At 44.6% G+C, this 15,804-nt stretch carries 12 protein-coding genes; 7 read left to right on the top strand and 5 right to left on the bottom strand.

The genetic code is table 11. The annotated features are described in order from the left end of the window. Together mnmC2 and WS42_RS04115 are read left to right on the top strand one after the other, a co-directional pair. Positions 1 to 696 (top strand): tRNA (5-methylaminomethyl-2-thiouridine)(34)-methyltransferase MnmC2, encoded by a 696-nt coding sequence (gene mnmC2 / locus WS42_RS04120; protein ID WP_022160095.1) that lies wholly within the window; start codon positions 1 to 3, stop codon positions 694 to 696. After that, positions 693 to 1,457: a TIGR02757 family protein gene (locus tag WS42_RS04115; protein ID WP_022160094.1), complete on the top strand. Its 765-nt coding sequence runs from the start codon at positions 693 to 695 to the stop codon at positions 1,455 to 1,457. Before mnmC2 ends, WS42_RS04115 begins: the two co-directional genes overlap by 4 nt. A gap of 248 nt (positions 1,458 to 1,705) precedes the next feature. Here WS42_RS04115 and WS42_RS15295 read toward each other — a convergent pair whose 3' ends face one another. Both WS42_RS15295 and WS42_RS04105 read right to left on the bottom strand, forming a co-directional pair. After that, positions 1,706 to 4,690 carry a DEAD/DEAH box helicase gene (locus tag WS42_RS15295; RefSeq protein ID WP_022160093.1) on the bottom strand — a complete coding sequence of 995 codons (2,985 nt, stop codon included), beginning with the start codon at positions 4,688 to 4,690 and terminating at the stop codon, positions 1,706 to 1,708. A 54-nt stretch (positions 4,691 to 4,744) separates the two neighbouring features. After that, a complete protein-coding gene (locus tag WS42_RS04105) occupies positions 4,745 to 6,430 on the bottom strand; it encodes a glycoside hydrolase family 13 protein (RefSeq protein ID WP_022160092.1) in 1,686 nt (561 codons plus the stop codon). 234 nt (positions 6,431 to 6,664) lie between these two features. On the opposite strand from WS42_RS04105, the gene WS42_RS04100 reads away from it, so the two are divergent. Next, the gene (locus tag WS42_RS04100) at positions 6,665 to 8,110 is read left to right on the top strand and encodes an alpha-amylase (protein WP_046402900.1); all 1,446 of its coding nucleotides are present in this window, start codon (positions 6,665 to 6,667) and stop codon (positions 8,108 to 8,110) included. Positions 8,111 to 8,366: 256 nt separating this feature from the next. Then, positions 8,367 to 9,575, top strand: a complete 1,209-nt coding sequence (locus tag WS42_RS04095; protein WP_022160685.1) for an MFS transporter — start codon at positions 8,367 to 8,369, stop codon at positions 9,573 to 9,575. Here the strand turns inward: WS42_RS04095 and WS42_RS04090 are convergent. The 3 genes from WS42_RS04090 to WS42_RS04080 are packed head-to-tail and all read right to left on the bottom strand — an operon-like array spanning position 9,572 to position 12,579. Continuing rightward, on the bottom strand, positions 9,572 to 10,090 hold the full coding sequence (locus tag WS42_RS04090; RefSeq protein WP_046402902.1) for an O-acetyl-ADP-ribose deacetylase: 519 nt from the start codon (positions 10,088 to 10,090) through the stop codon (positions 9,572 to 9,574). The two genes, WS42_RS04095 and WS42_RS04090, sit on opposite strands and share 4 nt — an antisense overlap. Positions 10,091 to 10,145: 55 nt before the next feature. Then, positions 10,146 to 11,453 (bottom strand): MATE family efflux transporter, encoded by a 1,308-nt coding sequence (locus WS42_RS04085; protein ID WP_022160683.1) that lies wholly within the window; start codon positions 11,451 to 11,453, stop codon positions 10,146 to 10,148. A 4-nt stretch (positions 11,454 to 11,457) separates the two neighbouring features. After that, the gene (locus tag WS42_RS04080; RefSeq protein ID WP_162610007.1) at positions 11,458 to 12,579 is read right to left on the bottom strand and encodes a clostripain-related cysteine peptidase; all 1,122 of its coding nucleotides are present in this window, start codon (positions 12,577 to 12,579) and stop codon (positions 11,458 to 11,460) included. Positions 12,580 to 12,789: 210 nt separating this feature from the next. Here WS42_RS04080 and glsB point away from each other — a divergent pair, with 210 nt between their 5' ends. The 3 genes from glsB to WS42_RS04065 all read left to right on the top strand — a co-directional run bounded on the left by glsB (position 12,790) and on the right by WS42_RS04065 (position 15,802). Then, on the top strand, positions 12,790 to 13,749 hold the full coding sequence (gene glsB / locus WS42_RS04075; RefSeq protein ID WP_022160681.1) for a glycine N(alpha)-acyltransferase GlsB: 960 nt from the start codon (positions 12,790 to 12,792) through the stop codon (positions 13,747 to 13,749). A gap of 566 nt (positions 13,750 to 14,315) precedes the next feature. Beyond that, complete coding sequence (locus tag WS42_RS04070; protein ID WP_022160680.1) at positions 14,316 to 14,591, top strand: hypothetical protein; 276 nt, start codon at positions 14,316 to 14,318, stop codon at positions 14,589 to 14,591. A gap of 86 nt (positions 14,592 to 14,677) precedes the next feature. Next, positions 14,678 to 15,802: a DUF4934 domain-containing protein gene (locus WS42_RS04065; RefSeq protein WP_013610619.1), complete on the top strand. Its 1,125-nt coding sequence runs from the start codon at positions 14,678 to 14,680 to the stop codon at positions 15,800 to 15,802. Positions 15,803 to 15,804 lie beyond the last annotated feature (2 nt).

The following is a 15,804-nucleotide window of genomic DNA, read 5'->3' as shown; positions in this document are numbered from 1 at the left end:
ATGCCACATCAATTGATTCAAACAGAAGACGGTAGTATAACCTTATATGTTCCTGAACTGAATGAACATTATCATTCGGTACACGGAGCGATTCAGGAATCTATTCATATTTTTATCCGGGCCGGACTGGATTTTTATCTGACCTCCCCGGAACATCGGCCGCCCACCGAAGTCCCGTTGTCTATTCTGGAAGCCGGTTTCGGAACCGGGCTGAATGCTTATTTAAGCTTATTGCGGAGCGAAGAACTCCAGCTCCCGCTCGATTATCACAGTGTGGAAAAATATCCGTTACCGCCCGAAGAAATAAATCGTCTTCATTATCCGGATCAACTTCCCGCTGCCGATCCCGGATCATTCGCCATGTTGCACGACGCCCCCTGGGATTGCGGAGAGCAGATTACCCCTTTATTTCATTTACACAAATACCGGGCAGATTTCCGGTCTATACAATTTCAGGCCCGATTCGATATCGTCTATTTCGATGCCTTCAACCCGGAAGTGCAACCCCATCTCTGGACTCCGGAAGTATTCAGCCGGTTCGCCCAAGCATTGAAACCGGGAGGAATCCTGGTGACTTATTGTGTCAAGGGGATAGTCAAGCAAGCCTTACGCGAAGTCGGTTTCACCTTAAAACGCCTGCCCGGACCTCCCGGAAAAAGAGAAATGCTCAGAGCCACCAAACCCGACCGAATATGACATCACTAGAAATAAAACAACTACTCGATGAAAAATATCAGGAATATTGCCATTCCGATTTTTTTATCCATACCGATCCCATTCAAATTCCTAAATTATTCGAAGAGAAAGAAGACATCGAAATAGCCGGTTTTCTGGCAGCCTCCCTGGCTTGGGGGCAACGTCCGACCATCATAAAAAAGTGTAAGGAACTCATGCAGCTCCTGGATTATGCTCCTTATGACTTCGTCCTGCATGCCCGGGAAAGCGATTTCGCCCGTTTCGAACATTTCAAACACCGCACTTTCAACGGTTATGACTGTAGTTATTTTTTACGTTCCTTAGCCCATATCTACCGCCATGAAGGAGGGTTGGAAAATGTCTTCACCACCGCCTGGCAAATACACGGGGATATGTTCGAGGTATTACGCCATTGGTATCGGATTTTCACTACCCTTCCGGCCGAGCCCCGGGTACTCCGCCACATCGCGTGTGTAGACAAAGGCTCAGCCGCCAAAAGAGTGAATATGTTTATTCGCTGGATGGTGAGACACGACCACAGCGGTATCGATTTCGGACTATGGAAAGGTATCCCGGCCTCCGCCCTATTGATCCCTTTAGATCTGCATACGGGCCATGTAAGCCGCGAACTCGGTCTGCTTACCCGTAAACAAAACGATGCCAAAGCTGTCGAAGAGCTTACCCGGCGTCTTCGTGAATTCGATCCGGTCGATCCGATCCGGTATGATTTCGCTCTTTTCGGCTTGGGGGCTTTCAAATAAGCAGGAATAATTAATCGTTAAAGTTCGTAAAGTCCTGAACCCTGCGGGCACTTTCATTAACGTAACTTCCGGTGCCGGCCGGCCGCCCCAGTGCCGTACAAAAATGCGCTCGCAGGAGATCCATCGACTTTATGAACCTCATGAACTTTATAAACTCCTATAATTCAACTTTTTTTGAAGAAACAATATAGAAATGAAGAGTCAACTTTGATTCTCCCGTACTCTTTTCTCCAAATTCAAGGTTCCCTTCAGAGCACTTCCAATAATTCTTCATCTGTCAAAGGGATGGAAGTAGCTGCTGTTATGACAGAATCGGCAAGGCGTTGTTTACGTTCCTGGATAGCCAGAATTTTTTCCTCGAGTGTTCCGGCAGTAATAAAACGATAGACGAATACCGCCCGTTTTTGCCCGATCCGGTGAGCCCGGCTAACGGCTTGATTTTCAGCAGCGACATTCCACCAAGGATCGAGAATAAATACATAATCGGCCTCGGTGAGATTCAAGCCTACTCCACCGGCTTTCAAAGAAATCAGGAAGATCCGGCATTCCGGGTCGGCCTGAAAATGCCGGATAGTCTGTTCCCGGTCGGCAGTCAAGCCTGTCAGCATCGCATATTTCCATCCCCGGACCATTGTTTCTTCAGCTACCATTTTAAGATATTTTACAAAAGAAGAAAAAACCAACACCTTGTGTCCGGAAGCAATCACTTCTCCCAACATACGGAATACCTCACTAAACTTTCCGGAATTTCCTTCATACCCAGTTTCGACCAAACGGGGGTGATTGGCGATCTGACGTAATCGGATCAGAGCTTTTAAAACCATAAAATCACTTCGTAATTCCCCTTGATTCTCTCTCTCACTCAAGATATAATTTCTCACCCGGGACTGTTCCTCTTCATATACCTTCCGCTGTTCCTCTTCGGGTTCACAAACGACCAACTCGGCTGTGAGATCCGGCAAATCGGCCAACACTTCTTCTTTGGTACGGCGTAAAATATACGGAGCGATCAGTTTACGCAAAGCTTCGCTCATCCGCCCTTCTACATCGGCCAATATAGGACGGATAAAATGATCGCGGAAAAAACGCTGTGATCCGAGTAATCCCCGGTTCACCCAATTCATCACAGCCCACAAATCGGTCAGTGAATTTTCTATCGGTGTACCCGACAAAGCCCAAAAACACCTTCCCTGAATACGCATCATAGCCTGATGGAGCTGAGACCCCGGATTCTTTAACATTTGTGCTTCGTCGGCAACGACGATACCGAAAGTCAGGCGGGACAAAATATCGATATCGTTCCGCAAAGTATGATAAGTGATCAATACGACATCCGAACGTTGCAGGTATGAACGCAAATCGATACGGTTAGTTCCGGCATAGATAGTCACAGTCAGCTGAGGAGCGAATTTCCGAAGTTCATTCCGCCAATTATGGATCAAAGAAGCCGGTACAACCACCAGACAGGTATGGTATACCAATGAACGATCTCCCTCATCCGGCCTGCTTACCTCTTCCGGGGCATCGAACAAACTCAGTTGTTTTCCGCTGTCAGGCCATCGGTTTACAACAGGCTTTTTTACTCCTTCCTGCCTGTATTTCAAGATCAGGGCAATGGCCTGAAGTGTTTTTCCCAATCCCATATCGTCGGCCAGACAACCTCCCAAGCCACATCGGTACAAACGGTACATCCATTCATAACCGAAACGCTGGTACGGACGTAAAGTCACCTGAAAATCAAAGGGCAGAGTCACCTCTTCCTGCAAATTCTCCGGCAATGAAAAATGACAGGTCGTCTCCGCCCAGTTTTTTAATAAAACATACTGGCTGCGGTGAAAAAATAAGGAAGTCCCCTTTCCTTGGGCAAATAAAAGCAACTCGGTATAGGTAGCGAACCATTCTTCAGGAATCAGGAATAAGGTGCCGTCATCGAGTAAAAACTCACGTTTACCCGTCAGAATATGGTCCCGGAAACGAAGCAAAGGAATCCGGCGCCCATCAGCCAGAATAACTTCTGCTTTCAATTCGAACCAATCCATCGTTTCCGATACCGAACTATCGATCTGCCAGGCTCCGATATAATAGGCCCGGCGCAATGTTTTCTGAGTGAAGCCGATCCCCATCGCTTTCAACTCATCCCCATGTGTCTGTACCCAGGTCACGGTCTTCTGCCAGGCATCGGCAATAACCTCCCCGCTCACTTTGTCCCGATCTTCGGTTTCTTTTTCAGTCTTCCAGGTCATCACAGTAACTTCCGGCAAATGGAAATACCCTTCCGTATCGTTCCTGATCCCCAAAGCAACCAATTGCCGGGCTTGCAGCTGTTCCCATTCCGGATCCCGGCTGACCTTATAGAAAGCATAGCGGTCCCCTTCCGTATATAATTCCACCAAAGCTTTCCGGGACGACCAGCCGGGAATATATTGATTACCGTATTTATATTCCATCACCAGGACCGGCATGCCGAGTATATCGCGTTCAAGTGACAGGAAGGCCTGTTTTTCCACTTCCCGGACGATCACGTCGAAACCTTGTACCTCGATCTCTTCATGCCGTACATTTTTCAGTATAAAACGCCGGAAATAGATGCCTTCGTTTGCCTTGGGGATCATAATCTCCCTTTTCTGCAAAAAAGGTTGCAAACGCTGCCCGTCGAAATCTTCCGGGAAACGGAATAGCTGCCTGCCTGAAACCACCCGGCAAGGCCGCCGGGTCAGCACCTTCAACGCGTAATCACTGGGATAAAAGGTCTTTTCTCCATCTGTCAAACGCAAAATATAACGGGTAAACTCCCCTGTCCTTTCGAATTTCAACAATGCCCGCAAAGGAACGGATTTAAGCATCAGGCGCTGATTCTTATAAAAATTATCTAAACGACTGGTTTTCAAAAACAAAGGACAACCCGCTTCGGTCAGTTCATCCAGTACCTGTGCGACATACTTATCGATATAAGGCCGGATATCTTCACGGATATACGCTTCCTCCACTTTTTGCAGAAACATACGTTCATCCTTAAATTTTTTCCGGCCAAACTGTTTGAAAAGCATAGGGGTATCGTACTTACGGATCGTTTCCGTAATCTTTCTGACTACAGGCCATACTTCCAGGTCTTCATCCCCGATATACCGACCTATACTTTGAAAAAAATCACCGGCATCTATTGCCCGGTTGGCATACACCATCCAGCAATCCCAACGCTTCTCATATGATAAGATAAAAATAATCCGCTCCATCGCTTAAAAAAGAGAGCGCAAAGATACAAAATTATGTGCCAAACCATACTCCCGTCAACCGCCGAATTCTTCCGACCGCATCACCACCGCTTCGTATGGCCGTAAAGACAATACCTTATCTAACTGAGGCAGATCGCCATAGTTGCACATCAAAATTTCCGCTCCCTGCATATCGATTCCCGGATAAGCCTCAGCCTGTTTGGAAGAGAAATTCAGTACAACAAGATAGTGATATTTTTCTCCTTTACGGAGATAAGTATAGGTCCGGGGATTTTTTGCATCCAACAAGGTATAGCCGGCATAAACAAGATCCGGAGAACTTTTCCGTAAAGCGATCAATTGCCGGAAATAGTTCAATACCGACCAGGGATCTTTTTCCTGGGCCGCTACATTGATTTTCCGATAGTCGGGGTTCACTCCGATCCAGGGCATTCCGGTTGTAAACCCGGCTTGTCCCGAGTTATCCCATTGAAAGGGTGTCCGCGCATTATCCCGGGAAGTCTGTTGCTGCATCTGAAGAAACCATTGCGTATCTCCTTTGCGTTTTTCTATCTGTTTATATTGGTTCAAAGTCGCAATATCCCGATAATCCCCGATCCGGTCGAACTTCGGATTACACATCCCGATTTCATCACCTGCCAACCAATAAGGAGTGCCCCGCATCGTCAGTAAAAAAGTCGCCAGCATCTTAGCGGCATATACTCTGAATTGCGGGCGGTCATCTCCAAAACGACTCAACATCCGGGGCTGATCGTGATTTCCCAGATAAATGGCAGGCCATCCCTTCCCGACCGCTTTATCCCAACCGGAGAACATTTTTTTCAAAGCGATCAGGCTATAGCCGATACCTGAATCGGGACAATCGGCCGTTGTATAATTCCGGACTTCCGAAGGGCCGAATCCATATAACATATCCAATTCCTGCCGCTCGGGCCCGACAAATTTTTCCACTTCTTTATAAGTAACGGCCGAACCTTCTCCAACGGTCATTATATCGTATTTACTCAATACTTCGCGGTTCATTTCGTGCAAATATTCGTGCAAATGAGGTCCATGTGCATAAGAAGAAAACAAATCCGGATACTTCTTCCGGTCGATAGGCGGGAAAGCCGGATCTTTAGCGATCAAAGGAATAGAATCCATCCGAAAACCATCGATTCCTTTATCGAACCAAAAACGCATCATATCATACACCGCTTCTCTCACCTCCCGGTTTTCCCAATTGAGATCGGGCTGTTTCCGCGAAAAATAGTGTAAATACCAGGCCCGGGTATGAGGGTCGTAAGTCCAGGCCGACTCCTCGAAATAACTCGGACGCAAGGGAGGAGTTTCCTGTTCCACCGGCCACCAGTGATAATAGGTATAATACGGATTCTTCCGCGACTTGCGGGCTTCCTGAAACCAGGGATGCTCGTCACTGGTATGATTTACGACCAAATCCAGTATCAGTTTTAAATTCCGGGCATGCACTTCCCGAAGTAACAAATCGAAATCTTCCATCGTTCCGAACTCTTTCATAATAGCCCGGTAATCACTGATATCGTATCCATTATCATCATTAGGCGAAGCATAAATCGGATTCAGCCAAATCACATCGACTCCCAGGCTTTTGATGTAATCCAAACAGGAAATGATTCCGCATAAATCTCCGATTCCATCACCATTACTGTCTTTAAAACTACGGGGATATATCTGATAAACCACCGCTTCTTTCCACCAAATTCTGTTATTCTGTTCCATATCTGTTTCGGTTAAAACGAACGGGTTAAATTAATTTATAAAGTTATATACCCTACGAACACTTTTTTACGGCCACAAAATGGCCGATCATGGAGTCCGGTATGAAACTGTCGAATGACACGCCGTTCGATACTCTTTTAACGTCAGAAAAGATCAGAAGTTTCTAAATAATCTTATCATAAGAACTTTATGGCGTAAAATTTCGTTTTAAACAGGAAACCAATACAAAAAAATATGGAAAACGGAGTCATGATGCAATATTTCGAGTGGAATATGCCCAACGATGGGGATTTGTGGAATCAGTTGAAACGGGATGCCTCTCATTTACATGCGATCGGAATTACGGCTGTCTGGATTCCCCCAGCCTACAAAGCCCTGAAACAAGACGATGAAGGATATGGTACTTATGATCTTTATGATCTGGGAGAATTCGATCAAAAAGAAACCATCCGGACAAAATACGGTACCAAACAGCAACTACAGGAAATGATCGACGAGCTGCACAAAAATCAGGTCGGTGTCTATCTGGATGCCGTGATGAACCACAAAGCCGGAGCGGACTATACCGAAAAATTCATGGCCCGGGAAGTAAACCCCGACCAAAGAACAGAACAACTCGGTGAGCCCTATGAAATCGAAGGATGGACCGGTTTCAATTTTCCGGGCCGGGGAAATAAATACTCGGATTTCAAATGGCACTGGTATCATTTTTCAGGCATCGACTGCGACGTAGTTACCGGTAAAAAAGGAATTTTTCAGATTGTCGGTGAAGGAAAAACCTGGAGTGAGGGGGTAGACGACGAAAACGGCAACTACGATTTCCTGATGTTTGCCGATATCGACTTCGATCACCCGGAAGTAGTGGAAGAAATGAAGAAATGGGGAATCTGGGTCAGCCAGGAATTACACCTCGACGGGATGCGTCTCGATGCCATCAAACACATCAACGATCAATTTATCGCACATTTCCTCGAAGCCGTCAGAGCTAAACAAGGACAACAATTTTATGCCGTAGGGGAATATTGGAAAAACGATAAAGACTCGTTGGACAAATACCTTTCCGAGGTTAAATATAAGATAGACCTATTCGATGTCCCTTTACATTATCATTTTTTCCAGGCTTCACAAAAAGGCAGGGACTACGATTTACAAGAACTTTTCAACGACACCCTGGTCAACGCCCATCCCGACTTAGCGGTCACTTTTGTAGACAATCACGATTCCCAGAAAAACAGTTCCCTGGAATCTCAAGTCAAAGACTGGTTCAAACCTCTGGCCTATGGCTTGATCTTATTGAGAAAAGACGGGTATCCCTGTATTTTCTACGGCGATTATTATAGCATTAAAAGAAAGCAATCTCCTCACCGTCCGATCCTGGATATTTTATTGGACGCCCGTAAAAAATATGCCCACGGCGAACAGCTAGACTATTTCGATCACCCCAATACAATCGGCTTCACCCGTAAAGGGGATGAAGCCCATCCGCATTCCGGCCTGGCCCTTCTGATCTCGAACGGTGAAGACGGAGATAAAATTATGCAGGTAGGCACAGAACACCAAGGAGAAATATGGCACGAAATTACCGGTAACCGCCAGGAAGAAGTAACCATAGATGAAGAGGGAAACGGTAAGTTTACAGTATCCGGTAGTAAACTGGCTGTTTGGGTCGTAAAGATCTGATCCGACAGGATAGGCCGGCAATCTCTTTCCTCCGGTATGAGTACAAGACAAACTGTCTGTAAACGATAGCATGCCTTGTACTCTTTTCTCTAATCATCCCCCTTCCGCCCACCCCCGCCTCCCCCGGTATTGCTATCCCACCGATTTTTTCATCCGATATCCCCGGATATACAGGGAAAAATTTTAATAATTTTTCCTATTTTTGCAATGGTAATTTTACCGGATTTTAAAGGTAGATATCATTCCACGGTTTTCAATGAATACTTCTTTTGCAGACATAGAAAAAAAGGAGAACCGGAAGGACCTGATTATTTCAATATGTGTATTCTTATCGGGGTTCTCCTGTTTTGCCCAGCTCTACTATTTCCAGCCTTTGTTACCGGATTTAGCCAAAGATTTTATTCTCTCGGCCAGCGAAAGCAGTTTCGCTATTTCTTTTTCGACTTTGGGAATGGTCTTCGGTCTTTTTACCACCATGTTCGTGGCCGACCGCATTCCCCGGAAAAAAATGATCGGTACCGGTTTACTCAGTTCGTCGATCTTTTCCGTTGCGGCTTCTTTCTCCCCGACCTTTCTTCCGCTGATTTTGCTCAGTGCTGCCAAAGGTTTTCTATTATCCGGAGCCACATCCGTATCCATGGCTTACATTGCGGAAGAGGTATCGTCCCGCAACAAAGGGAAAATCATGGGTCTGTATATCGCCGGAAACGCATTGGGAGGTATGGCCGGACGAGTCATTTCATCCTGGATCGGAGCCCTTTACACCTGGCGGATCGCATCGGTCAGCATCGGTTTGATCTGCGCCTTATTCGCCATACTGTTCTTACTGTTCAGCCCCCGCTCCACCAACTTTATGCCCCGCAAGGAAAGCTTCCATACCCTCATCATAGCAAATCTCCAACTGATCACCTCAAAAGCATTGATCCCTTTCTACCTGACCGGAGGATTGATCCTGGGGGTTTTCGTCAGTTTATACAATTACCTGGGATTCTATCTGACCAAAGCACCTTTCAATTTCCCGGAACATTATATCCACTATATTTATTTAATGTATATATTCGGTATTTTCGGGTCGATTGCGACAGCCGGACTCACCCGGTACTTCACTCATTTTAAGGTATTAAAAGCCATGTTTTTAGTTTCAGCTGCCGGCATTTTACTATTATACATCACCGACTTCCGGGTCGTGACTTTAGGACTGGCTGTATTTACTTTCAATTTTTTCGTCGTACATGTTTTATGCAACCGTATTGTCAGCGATTACAATCTCTCCAAGCGTTCGGTCACTATCTCTATTTATCTGCTCACCTACTACCTGGGATCCAGTTTGCTGGGTTGGGGTACGGGTGTGATCCTGGACACCTGGGGATGGCAATATTTCCTGGGGAGTCTGATCCTGATCCTCCTGATAAATTACGGTATTGTTACCGGAGGCATAAAGCGCATGCGAGCCGATCTTTCTTAGGCTTCCGGCCCTTCTGCCAAAAGCCGGTTATATATATTGAAGTCCTCCGGCCCGAAACAGACGATAATCACCTGTTCAAAACCGGGATAAACAGCCAAAAAACGAGTGATCTCCCGGAACGCGATCCGGGCAGCCTCAAGTTTGGGATAACGATATACTCCGGTACTGATACAGGGGAAAGCGATGGTTTTCAACCCGTTCTCTACTGCCAGCCGCAAACTGTTACGATAACAGGAGGCTAACAATTCCGGTTCATGATGCCCGCCGTCCCGGTAAACCGGTCCTACCGTATGTATCACATGAGCCGCCGGCAAACGATACCCTTTCGTAATCTTCGCTTCTCCTGTCGGGCAACCGTTCAATTTCCGGCATTCCTCCAGCAATTCAGGTCCGGCCGCCCGATGAATAGCCCCATCGACACCTCCTCCGCCCAACAATGAAGAATTCGCAGCATTCACAATCGCATCTACCTTTAAATGTGTAATGTCATCCAAAAGAATTTCCAAACGTTTCATAATCTGATTTAGTTTATAAACTTCACAAACTAAAATTTATCGGTACGATAAATTTTCAGCCCTGTTTCAGGTATCGTGGTGAAAATATCCGCTGTCCCCAAAGTGTTTGCAGGATACCACGCAATGAAAGATATACCAGAAATGCCAACCACAGGATATGATTATCGGTTCCTCCCGAAAAACAGTAATAAATCAGGAAAAAAGCCCCTGCTGCGACTGCCATAGCCCACAGCATCTGGCGGGTAGCCGTAGCTCCGATCAGGATACCGTCCCATAAAAAAGCACTGAAACCTGCTAAAGGAATGGCCAATACCCAATAATAATAATCTCCTGCCACCCGGATCACCTGTTGATCATTGGTCAATAAACTTAAAAAATTTTTCCCTCCTACGCCATACAACAAGGTAAATAAAAGTGACATCCCGACTCCCCAACCGAATAAATTGCGCACCGCATGCCGGAGCTGTTTCAGATCACAAGCCCCGATATACCGCCCGGCCAGCGCTTCGGCAGCATAGGCAAAACCATCCATAATATAGGAAAAAAGGGTAAAAAGCTGCATCAGCAAAGTATTCACTGCGAGAATAGTATCGCCCTGACGTGCACCGGTAGAAGTGAAAAAAGTAGTGACGGCGATTAAGCAAACAGTCCTTAAAAAAATATCCCGGTTAACGGCAAAAAAACGGCGCATAGCCACCGATTGTAAACTATTGCGCAAAACGATCCGGGAACGCAACCACCCGTAACGCTTTCTCCACAATAACAAAGCCATAGCCAATCCCGACCATTCGGCCACTACGGTTCCCAAAGCCACCCCTTCCACCTTCATGCCCAGGACGAACACAAAACAGAGGCTACAGACAATATTGATGATATTGACCGCGATAGCGATATACATGGGAAAACGGGAATTCTGCATTCCGATAAACCATCCCTTGAAACCATACATCGCCAATACAGCCGGAGCCCCCCAAATACACACCCGGAAATAGGTGACGGCATATTGTTCTACCTCCGGGCTGGTATCCAATAAATAAAAGGCCAGCCGTTCGACAGGATATTGCAGGATCAGAATAGCGGCAGCAGAAATCAAACCGACACTGACCGCTTGTACCAATACTTTTACCTCTGCATCGGCATCCTTACGTCCATAGGCCTGAGAAGTCAACCCACTGGTACCCATACGCAGGAAACCGAAATTCCAGTAGAGGATGTTGAACAACAATCCTCCCACCGCAATTGCACCGATATAGGCCGCCGATCCGAGATGCCCGACAATCGTGACATCCACCAAACCGAGTAAAGGGACTGTGATATTAGATACAATAGAAGGTATCGCCAGTTGTAAAATCCGTCGGTTCATCCCATCAATTATTTTCGTATACCGTAGCTCCCCAATCCAAAGTATAATAATAGGTATTCATATCAGACCATTCCGAAAAAGGAATATATGAAGTCAGGCCGCTAAACTTATCGGCAGGCACCTCATCACCGAACAACTTTTCGGTAGCTGCCTTGTAGATCACAACCCGGTCCAATAGTTTTTTAAACGAATTATATTCCTCTTCGGTAGTCATCTTCCGGATATAGTCGCCGAAATCGAAAAATACCATAGGCAATCCCCCCTGATTCAGCGGATAATGCCAGGCTCTCGCATAGTCGGTCTTCCCGGCTAAAAGAGTGCGTACCTTCGCTGCCAAAGGTTCTAATTCTCCGGTCTTTACCAGCCCGACCACCGCCGAACGCCACAGGGAATTAACCGGATATTTATTGTAATGGTTATAATATTCCCGGCAAATCTGTTTCATAGCCTCTTCCCCTCCCCAAAGCAAAGGTACTATTTTTTCATAGGGAAACCCGTCGGAAATCACCTCTGCCGGAGAGGCGATGAGATAATCGGTTTTATTTCTCAATTCGTAAGCCACCTCGATACCTCCCATAAAACATACATCCCAAAGGATAAAGTTGAAATGTCCGGGCAAGCGGGCAGCCATCTCCCGGATATCCATATAAGCCTTCCCCGTTGTTCCGGGATGTTCGTCCTCGGCATAATATTTCGTCCTCGGCATATCCGGATCAGGCAACCGCATCGCATATCCCCCCGGGAAGGAATATTCCGGCGGTACCCACCCCAGACCATGCGACCACAACACCAACCCATAGGAAGAGGCCGGATATCTTTTTTGCACCTCCTGTACCACCCTTGCCAACACTTCGGGGGAAGCCGAATTTTCTTCGGTATAAGTCTCCAAGGTATCCAGACGGCACCCTTTCCCCCCTTTAACGGTCAGCAGACGAGGCACATCATACCGGGGATCGATATAAATCACCAGCCGTCCTGCCGTTTGTTCCATCCCTTTCAGGATAGACTTTATATTGGTTTCACCGTCTTTATTCAGATTATTATCGGCTGCCATATAAATCAATACGGTACGTTCACCGTATTCCGGCTCGATTTTATCGGAATCATGGCAAGCGCTAAAGATCATAACGCTATATATCAGAAAGAAAAAACGAATTTTACTAAATACCTTGAACTTCATCGGGCTTTATGCTTTAATCGATATCATTATTTTGCGTGTGAAGATACAAAAAAAACCGATAAAGCATTATATTTGTTCCGTGGAATCGATCGGCACAGAAGTCACCGGCTCCTTGCTTCCCATCGATAAAACCCTATATTTTCAAATTGTAAAAAAATGCAACCTGTCATTTACCCTATCGAGAAAAAGAAGCTTATCGCCGAGCTGACTGAAGAACATTTTATGCGGAAGACGAATAAAGGCGGTAATGAAATATATACCTTCGATGCTCATTCTGCTCCAAACCTGATGCAGGAAGTCGGGCGTATCCGCGAGCTTACGTTCCGTAGTGCCGGAGGTGGTACCGGGAAAGAAACCGACATCGACGAATTCGATGTCGATCCACAAACTCCTTATCAGCAACTGATCGTCTGGGATCCCCAGGAACAGGAAATTATCGGAGGCTACCGTTATATTCTTTGTGACCATCTATCGCTCAATGCCGAAGGAGAACCGAACCTGGCGACAACCGAACTTTTCCGTTTTTCAGATCAATTCAAATCCGATTACCTGCCGAAAATGATCGAACTCGGACGTTCTTTCGTACACCCGATCTACCAGTCGACCCGCATGGGACGGAAATCTGTTTTCGCTCTGGATAATCTCTGGGACGGCTTGGGAGCCCTCACGGTAGAACATCCCCAGATAGAATATTTTTTCGGGAAAGTGACGATGTATACCAGTTTTAATATTCAGGCCCGGAATATGATCCTCTATTTTATAGATAAATATTTCAAGGATACAGCAGGTTTAGTGGTTCCTATCCATCCACTGAATATTCAAATCGACGAGGAACAGATGAAAAAAATCTTTATCGGTAATAATTATAATGAAGATTACAAGATATTGTCCCATTATGTCCGGGAATTGGGAGAAAACATTCCTCCCCTGGTAAATGCTTATATGAGTCTGTCCCCTTCGATGAAGATGTTCGGAACGGCCATCAACCCCGGTTTCGGCGGAGTGGAGGAATCTGCGATATTGATAAAAATTGCAGATGTATACGAAGCCAAAAAGAAACGGCACATTTCTACTTACATCCCCCGTATTCTCGGAAGACTGAAAGGGAAAAAATGACCGAAAGCGGGACATTCAATAATAACATAAAGCTAACCAACTGATTCATATTTAAAACATTGTGGATCAGTTGACTTTTTTGTATCTTTAGATATTCCCCCAAAAATAAGATTCGGTAGCCCAAACGGAAGAAATATCCGGACTAGGATATGGCTAAGATACGGAATACTACAATAAATGGCGTATGAAATAATATCCCGTTCTAGTTTCTCTCTTACTACAAAACTAAATTTACGATACCGAGCAATTCAAGAACCGGAACATACGAAAAATGGAGAGCCTGTTACCTAAAAAATACTCTTCGGGTATATTATAGAATATTAGAAATTTTTTCCTCAAAATAATTTATTTTACTTTATTCTGTTAATAAATGTTTAACCTAGAGAAAATAGGATGATCGACAGACCAACTTTTGACAAAGACAATCTGTCGTCGTCCCATCACTCCCCTAAAAAAGAAAGAGAGGCTGCAATGTACTAACTTTTTTCGTATAATTTCGCTGCAAGGCAGGGAAGAATTAAAAATCAAATTAATCTAATTACTTAAAATTTAATATTTAAAAGAATATGAAAAGAAAATTAATTTTTGGAAGTTGCATATGTATTATGTTAACAATTTTCAATTTCATAAACATGTTAAATGTAGATAACTCAAAATTAGAACTTCTCTTCGATAAAGTAGAAGCATTTGCAGCAGGAGAGACTTTACCTCCTGTTGACGTTAATTGTAGCGGCAAAGGATGGGGACGTTGTTATGAACCAATAGGTTCTGCCCACTATTGGTGGTGTAAAGAGACAGGTTTTCTAAGTAATTATTGCGATAAACCTTTCGATTATATGTAAAATGAAAAAGGAATTTGTTTTCATCATGTTTCAACAAAATTTGAAAACAAATTCCTCAAATTATTTATTTAATAACTACCATTGAAATGAAAAATACCATTCTTATATTAGTTCTCTGCCTATTTATCGGCAGCTGTAAAGACTCACTCACCGTTAACGAAGAAGTAGATACTATCACCGCTTCTATCGAACAGGAAGACGAGATATCCCTGTTCGATTTCGTTTCCCAGGTCCGTCTGATTCCTTTGGAAACGACAGATTCTTCATTAGTCGCCCATATTACTAAAATTATTACCTCTAAAGACAAGATTTTTATTTACGATCGTATCCAGAATCAAATTTTCATTTTCAACCGAGAAGGACAGTTTATTTCTAAAATAAACCGAAAAGGGAGAGGCCCCGAAGAATATATGTCTATTTCAGATTTAGCCATAAATCCTTTCAACGGATGCCTGGAGATACTCGATCCCTGGGGAAAACTGCTTGCTTTTGATTTAAACGGTAAATATCTCCATTCTTTCAGGTTACCCAAAGACCTGCATGCATACGATGAATTCATTCCTTTGAGCCGAGACAGTATTGCCTTTTATAGTCTATCAGAACCTTCTACATTAAATATTTATTCCCGGACTACTTCAAAAATCGTTTACAGTGGTTTTAAAAGTTCAAAAAAATTATCCATAAACTCGCCCTTGAGCAGTTTTTACCGTTTCCGAGACACCGTATATTTTTCCCGTTATTTATACGATGATGTATTCGCCATTACCCCGACAAACATAGCTCCTGCCTATCGATGGTTTTTCCCGGGACACAAATACGACCCGAACGAAGTGATTCCCGAATACGACCGAAATAATAGAAAAGATTATTTTGCCATACAGGAATTACTCCCCTATACGCATGTCAATAACCTGGAAACCGATTTATACCGTTATACTTGTCTCTCTATCCGATCCGGCAAAAAATATGTAAATGTTCTACACAATAAAAAGACACAGCGGAATATTGTATTTCACAAAACCAAAGAAGGAGTCATCTTCACTCCCTATGTTCTAAACGATTCCATTGCTCTCGGTCCCATCGAACCCTGGAGAAAAAAAGAAGAATATCTGAATGAACAAGTACTCGACGACGAAAACAATCAAATATTAAATCAGCTGACAGAAGATAGTAATCCTATTCTAATCGAATATATTTTAAAAAAGGAATAGTT

Source organism: Odoribacter sp. N54.MGS-14 (assembly GCF_000980295.1).
Classification (GTDB): domain Bacteria; phylum Bacteroidota; class Bacteroidia; order Bacteroidales; family Marinifilaceae; genus Odoribacter; species Odoribacter splanchnicus.
The sequence above is the reverse complement of the archived record's forward strand: the minus strand, read 5'-3'. Positions and strand labels throughout refer to the sequence as shown.